We start from the raw sequence: 22223 nt of genomic DNA, 5'->3' as shown, positions 1-22223 counted from the left end.
AGGACGCAATCGAATTAGAGCGAATTGATGCGAAAACAGCCAGTTCTCGAACTTTCCGGCATTGATCGTACCTATGGACAGGGCGAGACGCTGCTGACCATTCTGAAAAATGCCGGTCTCAATCTCTATGAGGGCGAGACGGTGGCGCTGGTGGCGCCATCGGGAACCGGCAAATCGACGCTGCTGCATATCGCCGGCCTGCTGGAGCACCCCACTTCCGGCCAGGTGGTGATCGGCGGGCAGGATTGCACGGCGCTTTCTGAAGAGGGACGTACCGCCATGCGCCGAAGCCATATCGGCTTCGTCTACCAGTTCCACCATCTGCTGCCGGAATTTTCGGCGCTCGAAAACATCATGATGCCGCAGATGATTGCCGGTCTTTCCATCCCCGAGGCCAAGGAAAGGGCGAAGGCGCTGCTCGATTACATGCGGATCGGCCACCGCGCCGAGCATCGCCCTGCCGAGCTTTCCGGTGGTGAGCAGCAGCGCGTGGCGATTGCCAGAGCCGTGGCCAATGCACCGCTGCTGTTGCTGGCGGATGAGCCGACGGGCAATCTCGATCCTGAAACGGCGGCCTATGTCTTTTCCGCGCTGGAGGCGCTGGTGCGCCAATCCGGTCTTGCGGCACTGATCGCGACCCATAATCATGAACTTGCTCAGCGCATGGATCGCTGCGTGACGATCGTCGACGGTCAGGTCGTCGATCTGAAGCTCTGATATCACGGCCTTGCCAATCTGTTTTGATGGCCCCGGACGCCCCCGCGTCCGGGGCTTTTTTATTCCAAGGAGCGGGCAGGAACATTGCGGAACTTTTGAGTTGACGAGGAAACAAAAATAGAACAAATTAAAAACAGAAAGAGACAGGAGAAAGCCATGACTGACATTCTGCATGACGTCGCCGCATTCGCCTCCATCGCTGTTTTCATCGCCAGCCTGTCATTATTGGCCATGGCGATGTGATCCCCGGACGATTTGAAGGGGATAAGCCCTTTGCTTTCCCTCCTGCTCTGGACAGGGAAGGCAGGTGTCAGCACAATGAGGTGCTGATGCAGGACATGAAGACGAGTCCTGTCATATCCATGGTGTTTGCCGGGTTAGCCCGGTTTCATGGGGCAAAACATCATTCGATAGGACTTGAGAGACATGGGCGACGCTTCCGCGACGGTATCTTCCGCTGGCAATGCAGGGATTTCGGGCGGGCAAGGTCCGGGTTTCGTGCATCTGCGGGTGCATTCGGCCTATTCCCTGCTGGAAGGAGCCCTGCCGCTCAAGAAGATCCTGGGCAAGGCGGTGGCCGACCAGCAGCCCGCCATTGCGATTACCGACACCAACAACCTTTTCGTTGCGCTCGAATTTTCCCAGAAGGCGCTCGGGGATGGAATCCAGCCCATCGTGGGTTGCCAGCTTTCCATCGATATGGAGGATGGCAGCGAGGACAAGCGTGGCTTTTCCAAGTTCCCGGCCATCGTGCTGCTGGCGGCGGATGAGGCCGGCTACGAGCGGCTCGTCGATCTGGTCAGCCGGGCCTATCTGGAAGGCGACAACAGCCAGCCGGTGCATATCAAGCTGTCCTGGCTCGAGGAGGGCGGCACGGACGGCATGATCCTCCTGACCGGCGCATCCGGCGGGCCGGTGGATCTGGCGATGAAGGACGGACACGCGCCGCAGGCCAAGGCGCGGCTTCTGGCCTTGAAGGCGCTGTTTGGCGACCGGCTCTATATCGAGTTGCAGCGGCAGCAGGGGTATGACCGCCAGCATGAGAGCCGCATGGTGGCTCTTGCCTATGAGCAGGACATTCCGTTGGTCGCCACCAATGAGGCCTTCTTCCCATCCAAGGATGATTATGATGCCCATGATGCGTTGATGGCGGTGGCGCATAACTCCATCGTCTCCGACGACCGGCGTTTCCGGCTGACCCCGGATCATTATCTCAAAAGCCGCAAGGACATGCAGGCCCTGTTCAAGGATCTGCCGGAGGCTTTGGCAAATACGGTGGAAATCGCCAGCCGCTGTTCCTTCGTGCTCGATACCCGTAAACCCATTCTGCCGCGCTTTACCGGCGGCAGTGACGATCCGGAAGAGGCCGAGCGCGCCGAGGCTTCGGAATTGCGCCGCCAGGCGGTGGAAGGTCTGGATGAGAGACTGGCCGCGCTCGGCATGGCGCCGGGCTATACGGAAACGGATTACCGCGAGCGGCTGGATTTTGAACTCAGCGTTATCGAGCGCATGAAGTTTCCCGGTTACTTTCTCATCGTTTCCGACTTCATCAAATGGGCAAAGCAGCATGATATTCCCGTCGGTCCGGGCCGTGGTTCCGGTGCGGGGTCGCTGGTTGCCTACGCGCTGACGATTACCGATGTCGATCCGCTGCGATTTTCGCTGCTGTTCGAGCGCTTTCTCAATCCCGAACGCGTCTCGATGCCAGACTTCGATATCGACTTCTGCCAGGATCGCCGCGAAGAGGTGATCCGTTACGTGCAGCGCAAATATGGGCGCGAGCAGGTGGCGCAGATCATCACCTTCGGTTCGCTACAGGCGCGCGCGGCGCTGCGGGACGTTGGGCGCGTGCTGGAAATGCCCTATGGGCAGGTGGACAAGATCTGCAAGCTGGTGCCGAACAATCCGGCCAATCCGACGCCGCTCTCCAAGGCCATCGAGGAAGAGCCGCGTCTGCAGGAAGAGGCGGAGAAAGAGCCGGTGGTGGGCCGTCTTCTGGATATCGCCCAGAAGATCGAAGGCCTTTACCGTCACGCGTCCACGCACGCCGCCGGTATCGTGATCGGCGACCGCCCGCTGTCGAAGCTGGTGCCGATGTATCGCGATCCGCGTTCCGACATGCCCGTCACCCAGTTCAACATGAAGTGGGTGGAGCAGGCCGGGCTGGTCAAGTTTGACTTCCTCGGGCTGAAGACGCTGACCGTTTTGAAGACGGCGGTGAATTTCTGCAAGCTCCGCGATATCGACATTGATCTTGCCGCCATTCCGCTGGATGACGAGAAGACCTACCAGATGCTGTCACGCGGCGAGACGGTCGGCGTGTTCCAGGTGGAAAGTGCCGGCATGCGCAAGGCGCTGATCGGCATGCGGCCGGACTGTATCGAGGACATCATTGCGCTTGTGGCGCTTTACCGTCCGGGTCCGATGGAAAATATCCCGGTCTATAATGCCCGTAAGCATGGTGAGGAGGAGATCGAGTCGATCCATCCGAAGATCGATTATCTGCTCAAGGAAACGCAGGGCGTTATCGTTTACCAGGAACAGGTCATGCAGATTGCGCAGGTCCTGTCCGGCTATTCGCTTGGCGAAGCCGACTTGCTGCGCCGCGCCATGGGTAAGAAGATCAAGGAGGAGATGGACAAGCAGCGCGCCCGTTTCGTGGATGGCGCCGTGGCCAACGGTGTCTCGAAGAACCAGGCCGATGTGATCTTCGACCTTCTGGCCAAATTCGCCAATTACGGCTTCAACAAGTCGCATGCGGCGGCCTATGCCATCGTCTCCTACCAGACCGCCTATATGAAGGCGCATTATCCGGTGGAATTCCTGGCCGCGTCGATGACCCTCGATATGGCCAACACGGAAAAGCTGGTGGATTTCCGCCAGGATGCGAAGCGTCTCGGCATCGAGGTCATTCCGCCTTCGGTGCAGACCTCGTTCCGGCACTTCCAGACCGGCCCGAACCGCATCTATTACGCGCTCGCTGCCATCAAGGGCGTGGGCGAATCCGCGGTCGATCACATTGTCGAGGTGCGGGGTGAGACGCCCTTTGCCGATCTTGAGGATTTTTGCCTGCGCATCGATCCCAAGCAGATCAATCGCCGGGTGTTTGAAAGCCTGATCTCGGCAGGCGCTTTCGATTGCTTCGGGCGCGATCGCGCCGAGCTGATCGCCGGGCTTGATCGTATTATCGGCTATGCGCAGCGCGCCCAGGAAAATGCGGTGAGCGGCCAGTCCGACATGTTCGGGGCAGGGGCTGCCACCGGACCGGAGCGGATTTCCTTTCCGCCTTACACGCCCTGGCTTTCCTCGGAAAAGCTGATGCGTGAGTTTCAGGTGCTGGGCTTTTACCTGTCGGCCCATCCGCTCGATGCCTATCATCAGGTGCTGGAAAAGCTGCGGGTGCAGAATTTCGTGGATTTTGCCCAGGCGGTGAAACAGGGGGCGAGTGCCGGACGCCTTGCCGGGACGGTGATTTCACGCCAGGAGCGCAAGACCCGTACCGGCAACAAAATGGGCATCGTCACCTTCTCGGATGCCTCGGGCCAGTTTGAAGCCGTGCTGTTTTCGGAGGGGCTTAACCAGTATCGTGACATGCTGGAGGCGGGGAAATCGCTTGTGATCACAGTGGCGGCCGAAGAGCGACCCGAGGGCATCGGCCTGCGCATCCAGACCGCGCAGTCGCTGGAGGAAAAATCCCTGCAGATGCAGAAGGCTTTGCGCGTCTATCTGCGGGATTCCGCCCCGCTCCGGGCGCTTGCCGCCCATCTCAACACCAAGGGTGATGGGCTGGTTTCCTTCGTCGTGATCAAGGAAGACGGCCGCCGGGAAATCGAGGTGGAACTGAACCAGCGTTATCGCATCACCCCGGAAATCGCCGCCGCCATGCGCTCCGCGCCCGGCGTGGTGGATGTTGAACTGGTTTAGGGTTTATTCGCTCGGACCTGCGTTTCTGATTTCGTCGGGCGCCTGTTGACGACTGCACAATTCCTTAAATCGGAATCGATTTAAGGAATTGTGCAGTAGCCTTTGTGTTTCATCATTTTAATTTTCTTTATTTGTAAAATATCTACGATTAAAAGCTGCATTTTTAGTGTATCCATTTGAAATAAATTTCTATTTATATTTTTTATATATTTAAATTTGTAAAATATGTTTTATGTAACTATCAAAAATCTGTCATTTCCCTGATGCGAGGCATCCTCATCTTCATGCCAGGGCCAATCCAAACGGCCTGGACATGATGTGGGAAAGCCAATGACCGATAAAGTGACTGTCGATGGGGCAACGAGCACCCCTACGGACCACAACGCCAACACGATCAACTATGACAGCCTGAAGCGCGACGCGCAGCCATCCCAGACGCGCAAGGTGAGCCCGCATGATCGCTATCAAAATCTATCGCCGAACGACCGGATCGTTCAAGCTCTGCTCAATCACGACCGCTCGGTCGCTGATGACCTTCCCGAGGTCAATGCCGAGGATTACACGCCTGCGGCAGATCCGCCCGAGGTGACGCAGTCCGACATTCTGATCAGCGAGCACTGGATCGGTATGGCGGACCCCTCCGATACCTATGACAGTGACATTCAGACCCTGGAGGATACAAAGTTCTCTCTCGTCAAGGATGCGCTGGCGGGCGTGGACCGAGGCTTCGTCAACCCAGATAACATCAACAATCTCGGCAGCCTCTCGAACGAACAGAAGGCGGCGCTGCTGGTCGATCTGCTGGATATCAAGCAGGAATATAACGGCTATATGGACCAGTATGGCGATAGCGTTCCCGATGGTGAGGCCGCGGGCAAGGCAATCGACGACCGGATCAATGCCCTGATGGCCGATCAGGGCACGCAGGACTATCTGTCCGATCTCACCTCCAAGGTGTTGAAAGATTATCTGACCCGTCCCGAAAACGCCGGAATGCTGCAGCGGCTGGAAATGACCTATATGGAAGACATTGTCGGCGGCAAGGCCGTGGATCGCGCCCTGGCCGCAGGCAAATCCAAGGAAGATGCGCTCGGCGATTATCTGAGCGAACTCAAGACACTGACCAGCATCCTGCCCTCCGATTTCGTTGAGGATAAGGTGGGCTCGGCGACCGCGACCTATTCCAAGATCACCAATGACATGTTCATGGGCGATGGCACGCCGGGCGATCTCTCTGCCTTTACGCCGGATGCCAATGGCAATAACGCCGCCATCGACCCGGTGGTGCAGGCGATGATGCTGACCTTCCTGGGAGAGAATGCCGGAAATTCGAAGATGTTCGGCCCGGCGATTCAGGTCAATTACGCGCAGGATGTGACGCGCAACTTCAACTCCGTCATTGGCCTGATGCGTGGCGGCATGAAGCTTGATGATGCGCTGGCCAGCGCCATGAAGGCGTTCAAGGAAAAACCGGCCCCGCTGGGTGTTGAAAATGATGCCTACAAGGCCGGTGTAGCGCATGCCGTGCAGGTGCTGGCGGCAAGCGCGGTGCTCGTTTCCAGAAGTCTTGCACCGGGCCAGAAATGGCAGGCCGCCGATATTGCCGGTGCCATGGCCAGTGCCGTTCAGATCGTCGGCCAGACGACCGAGGGGCTTGCCAAGAACCTCGATTCTGCCGGCAAGGCGTTCAGCCTGTTCGGTACGGCCTCGGGTTCCTGGGGCCGGAACGTCGCTTCCGTCATCAATCCGAAAAATCTCGAGGCAGGCGGCAAGATCCTTGGCGGCCTGGGGGGCTTGGCGACGGCGGGCCTGTCCTTCTTCTCGGCCTCCCGCTCCCTGAAGGCGGGGGATGATCCCAAGGCCGCACTGGAGATCATCAGCGGCACCGCGACCCTTGCCAACAGCCTGATCGGCTTCAGCGAGGCCGCCATGCAGTTGACCAACATCGTGCCGCGCGTGTTCAACGCCGTTGCTGTGACCACGCCGGAATTCGTGACGCAGGCCACCAGCGTTCTGAAATACGGCTTGGCGGTCGCCGGAACAGCGACCGGTCTCGTTGCTTCACTGGCCGGAATGGCCCTTGGTATCTGGGATATGGCGAAGGGTGTGAAGAAGCTGGACAAGCTGGAATCCGACCTGGATGACAAGCTTTCGAAATATACCGGTCAGGAGGTGCATTTCGAATTCGGCCCCGATCCGAGCTTTATCTGGTAAGAACCATCGACTTTAACGATCATATATAGAAGGGGCATCTTCTGTGCCCCTTTTTTTATCTGGAAAGCACGGTGATGAAGTCGGTGCCATCCGCCGTTTCATCGCCCAGGCCGTGATCGCTGATAGTGATGGAGGTGCCTGCGGCAAGCTGGTGCTCTACGGTTTCCCGCAGCTCCTCAGGAATGTGAATGCGGTCCATGACGGCGGTGAGCGTCTGCCCGGGCGCCTGTTCCAATGTCATTGCCTGCCAGTCGGCATCACCGGTGGCGTGGTTGACCTTGGTGGCTTCCAGAAGGTGGGTGCCAAGCGGCTTGTCCGGCTGGTCGATCACAATGGCCTGTTCGGTGACAGGCGCAAACTTTCGGCGGATGAGAATTTGTCCCGCCGGGGGAACGGGCCTGCCTGTCGCTTCCCGCAAGGCCGCAAGCAGTTCCGGGGTCAGCATCGGCCCCTTGAGAGGCAGGTTTTTCCACCGCTTGAAGCCTTGAATAGCGTCCCGCGTCAGCTTTCCGGCCTGTCCGTCCACGCCGCCTGTTTCAAAGCCCAGTTCCAGTAATTGCTCCTGCACGTCATGCAGCATTTCCCGCTGGCCGCGGAGTGTAATGAGGATGCGCAGCGGCACGTCCGGGATGTCCACTTGAGGCGCGGCCGGTTCCGCCATCGCCACTTCCACAGGCTGCTTGCTTGCCATCGGCGGCACGCCGCGCAATTGCGCGTCGGAGAGAAGTTGCGGCCCCTGCTGTTGCCGTTCCGGGAAAAACAGCATGGGATGACCGATCGGAGCCGGGGCGACCGGCTGGTCGGTGATGACCACATGCGCCCCCAGCGCCGTCATGGCATAAAGCTTGCGGGCAAATTCCGCCGGCAGGCGCACACAGCCATGGGAGGCGGGAAAATTGGGAACACTGGAGGATTCATGCAGCGCAATGCCAGACCAGGTCAGCCTTTGCATCCATGGCATCGGCGCATTCGAGTAGAGATTGGATTCGTGATATTTCGCCTTCTGGATGATCGAGAAAATACCCGAAGGCGTATCATGCCCCTCCTTGCCAGTGGAAACCCTGGAATTGGCGACCGCCTTGCCATCCTCATAGACCGTCAGGGATTGCGTCTGTTTCGAAACGACAATCTGGATCGTGGCGGGATTGGCCGCAAGGGCAGGGGTGCACAGTGTCGACGCCGCAAGGGCAAGCAGAAGGGAGCGGACCGTCATGGTTCCTCTATATTCCAAAGCGTTTCCGGCTTTCGTGGAAACGCTTTCTCTTGAATTTGGGCAGCAGAGCCGTTGTAAAAAAGGTATGTGAAGTGTTAAGAATGGCAAAGGAAGTTTAACGACAGGTTTCCGCCTGTCGCATTTATCCCTGTCTCCCTGGCTTGTTTGCGCCAAAGGTGAAGCCCGTCTCAACCGCAGGCTTGCCAAATTTCTGACGCAGCGCATCCATGGCGGCTTCCGCCTTGGCGCGGCGGGTGGCATTGGCATCGACCAGATCGGGCGGATCGGCCAGCGCCGGATCGGCAAAATCGCTGACGCCGATGCCGATCAGGCGAAAGGCGGTGCCATCGGTCTCCTTTTCCAGAAGCTGCAGGCCAGTGCGGAAAATCCGGTCGGCGAGACGGGTGGGGTCTTCCAGTCGTCGATTGCGGGTGCGCAACTTGAAATCCGCCGTCTTCAGCTTCAGCACCACGGTATGGCCCGCCAGATCGCTTTTCTTCAGCCGCCAGGCTACCTTTTCGGAGAGCTTGCGCAGCACCGGCACCAGATCATCGAACCGGGCGATGTCGTCGGAAAAGGTGGTTTCGGCGGAAATGCTTTTCGCCGGATCATTGGGGTGCACCTCGCGGTCATCCACGCCGCGTGCCAGGCGGGCGAGACGCTGCCCCATGCTGCCATAGCGGCGCATCAGGTCGGTTTCCTCCATGGTCTGCAACTGGCCGATGGTGCGAATGCCGTCGCGTTCCAGCGTGGCGGCGAAGGCCTTGCCGACGCCCCAGATGGTGGTGACCGGCCTCGGCGCCAGAAAAGACAGGGCCTCAGCTTCGCCCAGCACGGAAAAGCCACGCGGCTTTTGCAGATCGGAGGCGACCTTGGCGAGAAATTTGCAATAGGAAAGCCCCACGGAAACGGTAATGCCGATCTCCTGCTCCACCCGCCGGGCAAAGCGGGCCAGCACCAGGGCAGGCGGTGCGTGGTGCAGCCGCTCCGTGCCCTTCAGTTCCAGAAAGGCCTCATCGATGGACAGAGGCTGAACGAGCGGCGTCAACTCCTCCATCATCGCCCGGACCTGCCGGCCGACGGCGACGTATTTCTCCATATTCGGCTTGATCACCACGGCGTCGGGGCAGGCCTCCAGCGCCTTGAACATGGGCATGGCGGAGCGCACGCCATGAATGCGGGCAATGTAACAGGCGGTAGAGACGACGCCCCGCTTGCCGCCGCCGATGATCACCGGCTTGTCGATCAGGTCCGGATTGTCGCGCTTTTCGATAGAGGCATAAAAGGCGTCGCAATCGATATGGGCAAGCGTTAGCTGGAAGAGTTCCGGATGGTAGACGAGGCGCGGGCTGCCGCAGGCGCCGCAACGCTTGCGCCCCGCCGGTTGCAGGGCAAGACAATCACGGCAAAATCCCTGATCGATCGGCGCGGCGGTCATGGCGAAAGGCCCGGAACATAAGTTGAACAAATTCACCTTATGCCGTGCATGGACAGTGCGCAAGCGCCTATGCCGGTTGCAAACAGCTATCGCTTACAGCGCCGTGCGCCATATATGGCGCACAAAGGTTCGCTGTAGCACTTTATATCTGCTGCATAATTTTATCCTTAAATCGGAATCGATTTAAGGAATTATGCAGAAAAGTGGCCAAGCAAGCGCTGTTCGGCATCCTCCCAGTCCATGGCGCGCACCACATTGGGCCCCGGTTTCGGGGCGTGGCGGTGAATTTCCGATTCCGGCATCAACTGCACCAGCAGGCAGTGCGGCACGGCTTCGCCGACCGAGTGGAGATTATGCGCCATGTCATCGATAAAGGCCACCGGCAGGGCGCGGTCACCGTGCAGCCGGTTAACGACCGGGCCTTTCGGGCTTTCGGTCGCGACCAGCGGAAAATCCAGTCCCAGACCGTCCAGAAGGGCGCGCCGATGTTGCGCATAGCGTGGCGGCATGGCGGTGAGAAACACCACATCGGCGCTCTGGCCGATGCGCTTCAGGCTTTCCACAGAACTGCCGAAAGGCTTTTGCCAGGTGATCTGGTTTTCGAAGAAGGCGTGCAGAATGTCCGTCACCAGCCCATCTTCCAGCGCGCGCTCGTCGGTACGGCTGATAATGTTGCCGTGCAACCGGAAAGAGCGCGGCAGCAGCCGGTGGCCGAGGCTTTCCAGATAGGCTTCGAAGGGACGCAGAAATTCCAGCACCACATCATCCACATCGCAGACGGCCAGCGGCCTTTGTGAAAGTGTGACATGATCGAGATCGGTCAGTTCGCTCATGGTCAGATCTCCCCGGAATCGAGGCCGGGCTTGACGTAATGCGCCCAGGCTGCCGCCACCGTTTCCGGCTTGGTGCCGCTTGCCTCTGAGAAGGCGAGAAGGCTTGGCTCATGCTGCATCAGAAAGTCCAGGAGACCGCCCAGAAAGGCAGGGCTGCCCATGGCGTCCCGCAATTGCTGCGGCTCCACCCCCGTCAGCGCCAGAAACCGGCCCAGCATATCCGGTTCTCCGGCCAGCCAGCCGAGTACGGCAATGGCGGTCTCTTCCGCAGCGTCGCCGCTCAAGGTTTTCTGCATGCCTTTGTCTTTCATCGCCAAGCCGTTTACCTTTTTCTCAACCAAATGCCGTTAATGTGCCGTTTCAGGAAGAATGAAATCTTTACGATGTTATCCTCCTCTTCCACCAGGAAGGCGGAGAAGGCAAGGAATGAAAATGCCGAAGAAGGTCATGATTGTTGAAGACAACGAGCTCAATATGAAGCTTTTCCGTGACCTTATCGAGGCATCCGGCTATGCCACCATTCAAACCCGCAACGGAATGGAAGCTCTCGATCTGGCCCGCAAATACCGGCCTGACCTGATCCTCATGGATATCCAGCTTCCGGAAGTCTCGGGTCTTGAGGTGACGAAATGGTTGAAGCAGGACAGCGAACTGCATGTCATTCCGGTGATCGCCGTAACCGCCTTCGCCATGAAGGGGGATGAGGAGCGCATTCGCCAGGGTGGCTGCGAGGCCTATGTCTCCAAGCCGATCTCCGTGCCGAAATTCCTGGAAACCATCAAGACCTATCTGGGCGACGCTTAAGGAGAAACGCCATGACCGCCCGGGTTCTGGTCGTCGATGATGTTCCGGCCAATGTGAAGCTGCTCGAAGCGCGGCTTTTGGCGGAATATTTCGACGTGTTGACCGCCGAGGACGGTTTCAAGGCGCTGGATATCTGCGCCAAGACGCAGGTCGATGTCATTCTGCTCGACGTGATGATGCCGGGGATCGATGGTTTCGAAGTGTGTGAGCGGCTGAAGGCCAATCCCCGCACGGCGCATATCCCGGTGGTGATGGTCACGGCGCTGGACCAGCCCTCCGACCGTGTGCGCGGACTGAAAGCCGGGGCGGATGACTTTCTGACCAAGCCGGTCAACGATCTCCAGTTGATTTCCCGGGTGAAAAGCCTCGTGCGGCTGAAGATGCTGAGCGACGAGTTGCGGATGCGTGCGGAAACCGCGCGCACCATCGGCATGGAAGAATTGCTGCGCATGACGGAAAACCGTCTGGACGAGGCGGGGCAGGTGCTTCTGGTGGATGGACGCGCCAGTTCGCAGGAGCGCATCATCAAGACACTCAAGCCGATTGCAGAAATCGCCGTTCTCTCCGATGCACAGGCGGCGGTGTTCGAGGCAGCGGAGCGGCCCTTCGACCTGATCATCGTCAACAGCAATCTTGAGGATTACGATCCGCTGCGGCTATGCTCGCAATTGCGCTCGCTGGAGCGCACGCGCTTCATTCCCGTGCTGTTTATTGCCGAGCAGAATGAGGAGAGCCGGATTGTTCGGGCGCTCGATCTCGGCGTCAATGATTATATCGTCCGGCCTATCGATCCGAATGAGCTGGTGGCACGCAGTCTGACGCAGATCCGCCGCAAGCGTTACAATGACCGGCTGCGGATGAGCGTGCAGCATACGATAGAACTGGCCGTAACCGACGGTCTGACTGGGCTCAATAATCGCCGCTATCTGGATAGCCATTTGCGGGTTCTGTTCGACCGGGCGACGGCGCGGAACCGGCCATTGACGGTGTGCCTGACGGATATCGACCGTTTCAAGCAGGTCAATGATACCTATGGGCATGAAGCGGGTGACGATGTGTTGCGGGAATTTGCGACCCGCATCCGCTCCACCGTGCGAGGCGCCGATCTCGCCTGCCGCTTCGGCGGGGAAGAATTCGTGGTGGTCATGCCGGACACGGCGCTGGATGCCGCCGCGAAAGTGGCCGAGCGCCTGCGCGAGGTCATCGAGCAGAAACCCTTCCGCCTGCAGGACGGAACCGAACTATCCATCACAGCTTCGCTCGGGCTGGCGGCCATTGCGCCTGAACTGCCTTCACCCGAGCATCTGCTGCGTCAGGCTGACCGGGCGCTTTATCAGGCCAAGAACAGCGGTCGCAACCGGGTTGTGGCGCTGGCGGCCTGAGACACTCATGCGGATGACGGTTGTCCGGCGTTGACGTCTTTGCCGTGGTGCACGGGCCGGAATGTTATCCACAGGCTTCTTCAGGTAGAAACCCCCCTCATTCGAAGGGTTCAAGATCCCGCGCATTCAGCATGGGTCCAGAGGGCCGCTTCATGCCGCCTGAGGTGGAGCGCTGCCGGTCGAGGCACACGAATCCTTGTCTCACACAGATTTTTTTAGCCCGTGATGCGATAGCTTATTCGAATATACATCTTCTTATGTTATAGAGAAACCGGGAATTCAGGGGGCCATTTACGTCTCGCGATGATGCACTCTTATTAAATACCCTAAAAATACGGGGGATTAATTTCAATGAGGTAATTATATTCCGTATTGCTTTGTCAAGGCGTGGTAAAGGCGCGGGAATTTGACAAAAGAAGAATTTTTTTTATTGAATATCTTCTGAAATAAGCTCTGAAAGGATTGAGTTCATAGCTTGTCAGTGATCGTTTTCTTGCCTGAAGTTTTTAACCATAAACCGGCGAGAAAAATACAACAGTTAAGAAAATCTTGCTTTTTTTTATAATATGCGCTTAGTTGGGACATCGACAGAGGCAAGACGGCTTGGCCGTAATGCTGTCTGTCTCCAGCATACCCCATGATGCTCAGGTCCGCCGCATCTCCTGGGTCGTGGGGTCGGTCGGCTGGCATGCGATTGTTCTACGGTTCCTCGTGCCGTTATTGCATGCCTGCCGACCCCCGATCAAAGCATCGTCCGAGAAAAGTGGAACCTGGTTTTCCCTCCGGAAATGCGTAACAGTAAAACGCCGCCCGCTCCGCAAGGAGCGGCGGCGTTTTTGCTTGCATCTACAGAGTTCTGTGTGCGTCTGATAAAATGCACGGCGCTGCAGAGATCATGACAAACAAAAAGCGCGCCACTGGGGCGCGCTTTTTCTGAAACGGGAAAGATCAAGCTTACTTGATCTTGGTTTCCTTGAATTCAACGTGCTTCTTGACGATCGGGTCGTACTTGGTCTTCGTCATCTTTTCCGTCATCGTACGGCTGTTTTTCGTCGTGACGTAGAAGAAACCCGTATCGGCTGTCGACAGCAGCTTGATCTTGATGGTGGTAGCCTTAGCCATGGTCGTCCTGCCTTACATGAAATAAACGAGCCGTGAACGACCGGTATGGCCCACGGCGAAGATGCGGCGGAAACTACAAATCGCTGCCGAAAAGTCAACCCCGCGAAGACTTGAAAAACAGTCTCGACACCGAAAGAAGCACATAAAGGCCGAAGAAACCGGAAATTGCCCAGGAGAAGCCCTGGTTGCCTGCCAAATCCATGGCGCTGCCCACAGCCTGAGGCCCGGCCACCGTGCCCACGGCGTAGCAGAAGATGAAGGCCGCATTGGCTGCTGCAAGGTCTGATCCCGTGAGTCGGGAGCCGAGATGGCTGAGGCCGATGGTATAAAGCCCGGAGACACAGCCGCCCCACAGCAAGAGCAGCAAGGCCATGGCCAGCCAGCTATGGGCAAGAATGGGGATGAGCAACGAGCCGCACAGCCCGATCAGCGCCAGCAGGAAGAGCAGCAGTCTGCGGTCCTTGAGAATGTCTGACAGCATGCCGAGCGGGATCTGGAAGACCATGTTGCCGACGCCCATCACGGTGAGCAACAGGGCCGATTGCGCCTCGGTAAATCCTGCCCGTGTCGCATAGATCGGGAAGAGCGAGAGCCCGCCCACCGAAGCCGCGCCGAAGACGAAGACGGCAGCGGTCGCGGTTGGCACCAGGAAGATGTAGCGGAAGAAATGCATGTCCGGCTTTTCATCCAGTACCGGGCTTTCATTGCGTGCCAGGAAGATCGGCACTGCCGCCAGGAGGATCGTCGCCGCGCCAATGGCGAAGGGCAGGATGCCCTCGCTGCCGAGGAAGGAGAAGAGGAAGGGGCCCGCCGCAAAGCCTATGGAAAGCACGGTGGAATAGATGCCGAGCACCAGCCCGCGCCGTGAGGGAGGAGCCGCCGCATTGATCCAGAATTCGGAGAGGATGAACAGCGTGGTTGTGGCACCGTGGAAGAAGAGCCGCAGCGGAAACCACATCCAGAAGGCTTCGGCATAATAGAAGCCGAGCGCACTGATGGCGGCGACGATCACCGCCCCGATCATGGTGCGCGCCACGCCGAAATCATGGGCAAGCCGTGTGGTGACCGGTGCCGCCATCATCGAGGCAATACCGGCCATGGCGGAGTTCAGACCGATCAGGGTGGACGGAATGCCGCGCTTTTCCAGGATCATGCTCAGCAAAGGCAGGCCAAGCCCTATGGCGATGCCAACGGCCGAAATGGAGGATATGGCGGCAATGAGCGATGGCCAGTGAATATCCTCGCGGTGCCCGTCGGTACAGTCTTGTTTCGTCATCGGCGATCGGTCGTCCCCTGGCCGGTCCTGAAGTGTGCTTACGCAGAGTGCCACCCAGGCGCCTTGCACCCATAAGCGCGGCATGGTCTGGAATGGCGCGGCATGTTCACACTCGAAAAGCCCCGGCTGTCAAGCCGAGGCGGTCGAATTGCTTATACTAACCCCTTTAAAGGCAGGAATCGGTCAAGCGGGCGGAAAACGATCCGCATCATCCTCCGGCCTGTCGTCTTCACCGCCGAAGCCATGCATGCGCAAGGCCCACTGCAGGCCGATCACCCCGCCCTTGATAGGCTGGATAATGGCGAGCGACAGGATGACCGCGATAGGCGACCAGATGGCAAGATGCGCCCAGGGAGAGATGTTGAACTGCATGTCCGTCAGCATGAAACCGGTGAGCAGCACATGCCCGACAATGACGATGACGATATAGGGCGGCAGGTCATCGGACCGCTGGTGCGAATAATCCTCGCCGCAGACGGCGCAGCGATCCACGGGCTTCAGATAGGCGCGGAACAGCTTGCCCGTGCCGCAATGCGGGCAGGAGCAGGCAAGGCCACGCTTGATGGCAAGACCGAGCTTGCGCTCACTGTCCTGCCCGCCGCCGAACCTTTGCGGCGCAATGCTTCCGGTCTTGTCCATGCTTTTCTCCCACGGTTATGCCGTCTTACCGTCTGCCGCGCCTCCTTGCGGTGCCGGGTATCTTCGGCCTGCGCGATGCCTTATGGAAGGAGCGGGTGCCGGCCGGCATTTTCCGCCCCTCGCTCAACATTTCAAAGCGAAGCGCGCCCGCCAGCGGCACGGCTTCCGCCAGTCGCACGCTGACGCTATCGCCCAATTGATAGCCAAGGCCGCTCTTTTCACCCGTCAGCGCCTGATGGGCCTCATCATAGAGGAAATAGTCGCGCCCCAGCGTCGAGACAGGGATAAAGCCATCTGCGCCGAATTGCGGCAATGTGACAAAGAGCCCCGATTTGGTGACGCCGGAAATCTGCCCGTCGAATTCCTCGCCCACACGCTCGGCAAGGTGATGAGCAATCAGCCGGTTGATGGTGTCGCGCTCTGCGGCCATGGCGCGACGCTCGAAGGTGGAGATTTCGGCGGCGATGTCATCGAGCGCGGCTTCTTCGTCCGGCGTGATGCCGCCTTCGCCAAGCCCCAGAGACCCCACCAGAGCGCGATGCACGATCAGGTCGGCATAACGGCGGATCGGGGAGGTGAAATGCGCATATTTCAAAAGATTGAGACCGAAATGGCCGATATTTTCCGGGCTGTAGACCGCCTGGCTCTGGGAGCGCAGCACCATTTCATTGACCATGGTCTGATGCGGCGTATCCAGCGCCTTGGCGAGAATGCCATTGAAAGAGTTGGAGCGCAGATTGCCCTTGGCAAGCGAAAGCCCGATCGTGCCGAGAAACTCGCGCAAGACCTCCTGCTTGGACAGCGTGGGTGCGTCATGCACGCGGTAGATCAGCTTCTGCTGCTTCTTTTCCAGCGTTTCGGCGGCGGCCACATTGGCCTGGATCATCATTTCCTCGATCAGCTTATGGGCATCCAGCCGATCGGGAATGAAAACGCGGTCCACCGTGCCGTCCGGCTTCAGGATGATCTTGCGCTCCGGCATGTCCAGTTCCAGCGGCTGGCGGCGGTCGCGCCCGCGCTTCATGGTCGCATAGGCGACCCAGAGCGGCTTGAGGATCGGCTCCAGCAGCGGGCCGGTCTTGTCATCCGGCTTTCCATCGATGGCGGCCTGCGCCTGCTGATAGGAGAGTTTGGCCGCGCTCTTCATCATGATGCGATGGAAGGTGTGGCCTGCCTTCCTGCCTTCCCTGGAAAACACCATGCGCACGGCAAGGGCCGGGCGGTCAACGCCTTCGCGCAGCGAGCAGAGGTCATTGGAAATCCGCTCAGGCAGCATCGGCACGACCCGATCCGGGAAATAGACGGAGTTGCCGCGCTTCAGCGCTTCGCGATCCAGCGGCGACTTGGCTCGGACATAATAGGACACATCGGCAATCGCCACCGTCACGATCACGCCCCCGGGATTATCCGGGGAGGGGTCAGGCTCGGCATAGACGGCGTCGTCGTGGTCCTTGGCATCTGCCGGGTCTATGGTGATCAGCGGCACGTGCCGCCAGTCTTCCCGATGCGCCATGGTGGCAGGCTTGGCCGCTTCAGCTTCGTCCAGCACCGATTGCGGGAAGATATAGGGAATGCCATGGGCATGAATGGCAATCATGGAAATTGCTTTTTCGGAGGCGACGGAGCCGACGACCGAAAGAACCCTGGCGCGCGGCAGGCCAAGGCGGCTACCAGCGCGGCCGACTTCCACCTCGACCAGATCGCCATCCTTCGCATCGCCGAGATCGGCGGCCTCGATGACCATTTCCTCGCCACGCCGCTCAATGGGCATCAAACGACCGCCGCCGCCCGGCATTTCCCGGAAGACGCCGAGCAGCGCGCCGCGCCGCTTGTCGATAACCTTGATGACGCGGGCCGTATAGGCGGGACCGGCGCGATCCTTGGAGGGGAAGATCTTGGCGAGAACCCGGTCGCCCAGCCCGCCCACCGGCGTCTTGCCCTTTTTCATGTCGGAGGAGGACTGGCGGATTGCGACGGCGGGAGCAACACCCAGTTCTTCTGGCCATTCGGCGGGCCGCCCGATCAGGTCGCCATCCTTGTCGCGGGTGGTGATGTCCAGCACCGTGACCGGCGGCAGCGCGCCGGGGCGGGTCAGGGACTTGCGGCTTTTCTGCACCAGCCCATCCTGCTCCAGCGCCTTGAGCGCTTCCTTCAGCTCGATCCGCGCATCGCCCTTGAGGCCAAAGGCCTTGGCGATTTCGCGCTTGGAGGCGCGGTCCGGGTTTTCGGAAATGAATTCCAGCAGCACTTCACGCGGCGGCACCGCCCCGTGAATGATCGGCTGTGGTGAAGCACTGCCCGCACCCTCCGCCTTGCGGCTCCGTGCTTTTCCGGTGCCGGTGGTGCGGATTTTCGGGCGCGGTAGTTTCGTCACTCTGAGCTCTTCTTCTTCGTGGTTTTCGCGGCAGGTTTCGCCTTGGTCGCGGCCTTCTTCGCCGGGGCCTTTTTAGCGGCTGCCTTCTTCGGTTTGTCTTCGCTGGCCTCGTCGCCCTCGGCCTTCGCCGCCTTCGGCTTGGCGGCGGCCTTGCCCTTGGCGGGGGCCTTCTTGGTTTTGCCGGCGCCTTCCTTGGCGGCGCGTTCGGTAATCAGGGCCAGTGCCTCTTCCACCGTCACGCTCTGCGGGTCCTTGCCCTTGGGCAGGGTGGCATTCACCTTACCCCAATTCACATAGGGACCATAGCGCCCATCGCGTACGGTGATGGCGCCGCCATCGGGATGGTCACCCAGTTCCTTCAGAGCCGCAGCCGTTGCGCCGCGGCCACGCGCGCCGCCCTTGGACTGCTTTTCCGCCAGCACCGTCACGGCCCGGTTGAGGCCGATGGTGAACACGTCTTCAATACTCTCGACATTGGCATAGGTTCCGTCATGCAGGATGAACGGTCCATAGCGGCCAAGCCCAGCGGTGATCAGCTTGCCGGTTTCCGGATGCTGGCCCACCTCGCGCGGCAGCGAAAGCAGGTTCATCGCCTTTTCGAAATCCATATCCGCTGGCGACCAGCCTTTCGGCAGCGAGGAGCGCTTGGCCTCCTTGCCATCGCCACGCTGTACGTAAGGTCCGAAACGGCCCGACCGCAGCGTGATCTCCTCGCCGGTGGCAGGATCCTGGCCCAGCGCCTTCGGCTCATTGCCCACGGCTTCCGCCTCCGCGCCGCCTTCGGACGAAAGCTGACGGGTGAAATTGCATTCCGGATAATTGGAGCAGCCGACGAAAGCGCCGTAACGCCCGAGCTTCAGCGACAATTGCCCGGTGCCGCAGACCTGGCAGGTGCGCGGATCGGAGCCATCCTCGCGCTTGGGGAAGACCAGCGGCGCCAGCGCCTCGTTCAGCGCGTCCAGCACGTTGGTGACGCGCAATTCCTTGGTGTCTTCGATCTGGGAGAAGAAATTCTCCCAGAACTCCCGCAACACGTCCTTCCAGTTCAGTTCACCGGCGGAAATCTTGTCGAGCTTCTCCTCCAGATCGGCGGTGAAGTCATATTCCACATATTTGGTGAAGAAGCTTTCGAGGAAGGCGGTGACGAGACGGCCCTTGGGCTCGGGGATCAGCTTGCGCTTGTCGATGGTGACATATTCGCGGTCACGCAGCGTTGCCAGCGTTGCGGCATAGGTGGAGGGGCGGCCAATGCCCAGCTCTTCCATCTTCTTGATCAGCGAGGCTTCCGAATAGCGCGGCGGCGGCTCGGTGAAGTGCTGGCTGGCATTGATCTTCTGCTTGGCAAGGCTTTCGCGGGCATTGATCTCCGGCAGGCGGCCATCCTCGTCATCATCGGCCTGCTCGCCGTCCTCCTTCTGATCGGTATAGGCGGCAATGAAGCCATCGAAACGGATGACGGAGCCTACGGCGCGCAGGCCTGCCTTCTCACCCTTGTTGTCGGCGAGGATCTCAACGGTCGTGCGCTCGATTTCGGCGGACGCCATCTGGCTGGCAATGCCGCGCTTCCAGATCAGGTCATAAAGACGCAGCTGGTCGCCATCGAGAGTGCGGCGGACCTGATCGGGTGTGCGGCGGAAATCGGTGGGGCGAATCGCCTCGTGCGCTTCCTGCGCATTCTTGGCCTTGGTGGAATAAAAGCGCGGCGTATCCGGCAGGTAGCGCGGACCGAACTGCTCCCCAATGGCGGCGCGGGCGGCCTGAACGGCCTCTGGCGCCATCTGCACGCCATCGGTACGCATATAGGTGATGAGACCGACGGTTTCGCCGCCGATATCCACACCTTCATAAAGCTTCTGCGCCACCTGCATGGTGCGCGAGGCCGAGAAGCCGAGTTTGGAGGAGGCTGCCTGTTGCAATGTGGAGGTTGTAAAAGGTGGCGACGGGTTGCGCTTGACGGGCTTCGCCTCCACCGATTCCACGGCAAAGCTTGCACCTTCCAGCAGCGCCTTCAGGCGGTTGGCGCTTTCAGCATTCTGGATGCCGCGCGCCTGCAACCGCTTGCCATCGGCAGAGACGAGGCGGGCCTCGAACTCATCGCCGCGCGGCGTCTTGAGCAGGGCGGAAAGGTTCCAGTATTCCTCGGAGACGAAGCGTTCGATCTCGCTTTCCCGGTCGCAGACCAGGCGCAGCGCCACAGATTGCACCCGGCCAGCCGAACGCGCGCCCGGCAACTTGCGCCATAGCACGGGAGAGAGGTTGAAGCCGACAAGATAGTCCAGCGCGCGCCGGGCCAGATAGGCATCCACCAGCGCCACATCGATATCCCGGGGCGCGGCCATGGCATCCAGCACAGCCTTCTTGGTAATGGCGTTGAACACCACGCGCTTCACCGGCTTGTCGCCCAGCACCCGCTTCTTTTTCAAAAGGTCGAGAACATGCCAGGAAATGGCTTCTCCCTCGCGATCCGGGTCGGTTGCGAGAATGAGGCCATCGGAGGATTTCACCGCATCGGCAATATCCTTGATACGCTTCTGCGAGGCGCCATCCACCTCCCACAGCATTTCGAAATCCTGATCCGGCAGCACGGAGCCGTCCTTGGCGGGCAGGTCGCGGACATGGCCGAAGGAGGCGAGCACCTTATATCCCGATCCGAGATATTTGTTGATCGTCTTCGCTTTGGCGGGAGATTCGACAACTACGACATTCATTGTGCTTCTCTGAACATGCCCCGTTTCAATACGCAATGCTGACAGGTCCGGCGGGATTCCAAAACCAGTTGTCCGACATGGACAGGGATTGGAGCGCGGTCAAGTCCCCCCGATAAATTTCTCGCCTACACGTTGATGCAACCAAAAATATAACAAGAAGTTTGTTGCAATCTTAAATGCACGCGTTATCATGAGATGTATGGTTGCAATAATGCATTTTCAAGTTGCATTTTCGGGTGCGAGACAGGGCAATGGCCGGCAAACGGGGCGCAGACATTCAACAGGGCGAAAGCATCGCCTACATCACCCAGATGCTGGGGGAATTGCGGGCGGTTGCCGAGAGGGAGGGGGCAGAGATGCTCTGCTACCTGATCGAGATGGCCTATATGGAGGCGGGCGACATTCTCAACGGCCGCCGGAGCCTGTCAATCGAGCATATTGACCGAGACAAGGCCCCCGGCGTGCCGGTTTAGCCGTCCGGCAATATCCAGTTCCAGGAGAACGAGATAGACGGCAGAAGCCGAGAGGCCGGTATGGCGGATGATGTCATCCACCTCGACCGGTGTGGGGCCAAGAGCGTTTACAACCATGGAGCGCTCTTTCTCATCCGGCGGCTCGTGCCAGGTCTCGCTCTCTTCATAAACCGGTTCCTCCACCTGCGGCGGGCTGAAAAGATCGATCTTGCTCAAGGGCGAGAGCGCTTCCAGAATGTCGCGAGGCTCGGTTGTGACGGTTGCACCGTTCTTCAAAAGCCCATTGGTGCCATGGCAGCGCGGGTCGAGCGGAGAGCCGGGCACGGCAAAGACGAGGCGGCCAAAATCGGCGGCAAGGCGTGCGGTGATCAGCGAACCGGAGCGCTGCGCCGCCTCGATGACGGCGACCCCCAGCGAAATCCCCGCAATCAGCCGGTTGCGGCGGGGAAAATCACGGGCACGAGGTTCCCAGCCAAAGGGCATTTCGCTGACCGCGATGCCCTTGCCATCCCAGATTTCCCGCAACAAGTCGATATTTTCCGGTGGATAGGGCTGGTCCAGACCGCCCGCCAGCGCGGCAATGGTGCCGGTTTCCAGGCTGGCGCGATGGGCGGCGGCATCGATACCCCGGGCAAGGCCGGATGTAATGGAATAGCCCGCCACGCCACAATCGCGCGCCAGCAGGCTTGCCATCTTCACGCCGCTGATCGAGGCATTGCGGGAGCCGACAATGCCGATGGAGGGGCGCTGGGCAAGTTTGAGATGGCCCTTCATGGCCAGAAGCGGCGGTGCGGCATCGATCTGCCGCAAGGCGGGCGGATAGTCCGGCTCGCCGATGCCCACAAGAGCGGCGCCGAACCTGGCGGCAAATTCCAGTTCACGCTCGGCTTCTTCACGGCTGGCGATGCGCACCGGCTTTGCGGCACCGCCCCGGCGGGAGAGCTCCGGCAGGGCGTCCAGCGCCCGCTCGGCGGTGCCGAAATTGTTGATCAGGTCCCGGAAGGTGGCGGGGCCGACATTGTCACTGCGGATCAGTCTCAGCCAGGCCAGTCGTTGTCTTTCCGTCAGGGCTATCCCTGTCCGTCCCGAACCGCCTGCCGTCATTC

At 59.6% G+C, this 22223-nt stretch carries 16 protein-coding genes; 6 read left to right on the top strand and 10 right to left on the bottom strand.

Annotation, left to right across the window (positions count from 1 at the left end; translation table 11 throughout):
- Positions 1-27 precede the first annotated feature (27 nt).
- From QO005_RS01620 to QO005_RS01610, 3 genes are all read left to right on the top strand, one after another.
- On the top strand, positions 28-717 hold the full coding sequence (locus QO005_RS01620; RefSeq protein WP_307156219.1) for an ABC transporter ATP-binding protein: 690 nt from the start codon (positions 28-30) through the stop codon (positions 715-717).
- Positions 718-1143: 426 nt separating this feature from the next.
- Positions 1144-4641: a DNA polymerase III subunit alpha gene (gene dnaE, locus QO005_RS01615; RefSeq protein WP_307156218.1), complete on the top strand. Its 3498-nt coding sequence runs from the start codon at positions 1144-1146 to the stop codon at positions 4639-4641.
- A gap of 330 nt (positions 4642-4971) precedes the next feature.
- On the top strand, positions 4972-6855 hold the full coding sequence (locus QO005_RS01610) for a hypothetical protein (protein WP_307156217.1): 1884 nt from the start codon (positions 4972-4974) through the stop codon (positions 6853-6855).
- A 55-nt stretch (positions 6856-6910) separates the two neighbouring features.
- On the opposite strand, the gene QO005_RS01605 is transcribed toward QO005_RS01610, so the two are convergent.
- The 4 genes from QO005_RS01605 to QO005_RS01590 form a co-directional block, all read right to left on the bottom strand.
- Positions 6911-8068 carry a L,D-transpeptidase family protein gene (locus QO005_RS01605; RefSeq protein ID WP_307156216.1) on the bottom strand — a complete coding sequence of 386 codons (1158 nt, stop codon included), beginning with the start codon at positions 8066-8068 and terminating at the stop codon, positions 6911-6913.
- Between the two features lie 142 nt (positions 8069-8210).
- Positions 8211-9506: a DNA polymerase IV gene (locus QO005_RS01600; RefSeq protein WP_307156215.1), complete on the bottom strand. Its 1296-nt coding sequence runs from the start codon at positions 9504-9506 to the stop codon at positions 8211-8213.
- Between the two features lie 191 nt (positions 9507-9697).
- Positions 9698-10339: a hypothetical protein gene (locus tag QO005_RS01595; protein WP_307156214.1), complete on the bottom strand. Its 642-nt coding sequence runs from the start codon at positions 10337-10339 to the stop codon at positions 9698-9700.
- A 2-nt stretch (positions 10340-10341) separates the two neighbouring features.
- Entirely contained in the window at positions 10342-10635 is a 294-nt protein-coding gene (locus QO005_RS01590) for a DUF3572 domain-containing protein (RefSeq protein WP_307156213.1), read from the bottom strand.
- A gap of 136 nt (positions 10636-10771) precedes the next feature.
- Between QO005_RS01590 and QO005_RS01585 the strand changes: the two genes are divergently transcribed.
- Together QO005_RS01585 and QO005_RS01580 are read left to right on the top strand one after the other, a co-directional pair.
- On the top strand, positions 10772-11143 hold the full coding sequence (locus QO005_RS01585) for a response regulator (RefSeq protein WP_027486203.1): 372 nt from the start codon (positions 10772-10774) through the stop codon (positions 11141-11143).
- Between the two features lie 11 nt (positions 11144-11154).
- On the top strand, positions 11155-12525 hold the full coding sequence (locus QO005_RS01580; protein WP_307156212.1) for a PleD family two-component system response regulator: 1371 nt from the start codon (positions 11155-11157) through the stop codon (positions 12523-12525).
- A 954-nt stretch (positions 12526-13479) separates the two neighbouring features.
- Here the strand turns inward: QO005_RS01580 and rpmG are convergent.
- The 5 genes from rpmG to topA form a co-directional block, all read right to left on the bottom strand.
- Positions 13480-13647, bottom strand: a complete 168-nt coding sequence (gene rpmG / locus QO005_RS01575) for a 50S ribosomal protein L33 (RefSeq protein ID WP_026619335.1) — start codon at positions 13645-13647, stop codon at positions 13480-13482.
- Between the two features lie 94 nt (positions 13648-13741).
- Positions 13742-14923, bottom strand: a complete 1182-nt coding sequence (locus QO005_RS01570) for an MFS transporter (RefSeq protein WP_307156211.1) — start codon at positions 14921-14923, stop codon at positions 13742-13744.
- Positions 14924-15106: 183 nt separating this feature from the next.
- Positions 15107-15562, bottom strand: a complete 456-nt coding sequence (locus QO005_RS01565; protein ID WP_307156210.1) for a DUF983 domain-containing protein — start codon at positions 15560-15562, stop codon at positions 15107-15109.
- A gap of 25 nt (positions 15563-15587) precedes the next feature.
- Positions 15588-17936: a ribonuclease R gene (gene rnr / locus QO005_RS01560; RefSeq protein ID WP_307156209.1), complete on the bottom strand. Its 2349-nt coding sequence runs from the start codon at positions 17934-17936 to the stop codon at positions 15588-15590.
- Positions 17933-20644 (bottom strand): type I DNA topoisomerase, encoded by a 2712-nt coding sequence (topA, locus tag QO005_RS01555; RefSeq protein ID WP_307156208.1) that lies wholly within the window; start codon positions 20642-20644, stop codon positions 17933-17935. The genes rnr and topA overlap by 4 nt, the downstream gene beginning before the upstream one ends.
- Before the next feature lie 251 nt (positions 20645-20895).
- On the opposite strand from topA, the gene QO005_RS01550 reads away from it, so the two are divergent.
- Positions 20896-21117 (top strand): hypothetical protein, encoded by a 222-nt coding sequence (locus QO005_RS01550; protein WP_307156207.1) that lies wholly within the window; start codon positions 20896-20898, stop codon positions 21115-21117.
- Here the strand turns inward: QO005_RS01550 and dprA are convergent.
- A complete protein-coding gene (dprA, locus tag QO005_RS01545; RefSeq protein WP_307156206.1) occupies positions 21070-22221 on the bottom strand; it encodes a DNA-processing protein DprA in 1152 nt (383 codons plus the stop codon). The genes QO005_RS01550 and dprA overlap by 48 nt on opposite strands.
- Positions 22222-22223 lie beyond the last annotated feature (2 nt).

The sequence above is a fragment of the Allorhizobium paknamense genome (assembly GCF_030815125.1).
Taxonomy (GTDB): domain Bacteria; phylum Pseudomonadota; class Alphaproteobacteria; order Rhizobiales; family Rhizobiaceae; genus Allorhizobium; species Allorhizobium paknamense.
The sequence above is the reverse complement of the archived record's forward strand: the minus strand, read 5'-3'. Positions and strand labels throughout refer to the sequence as shown.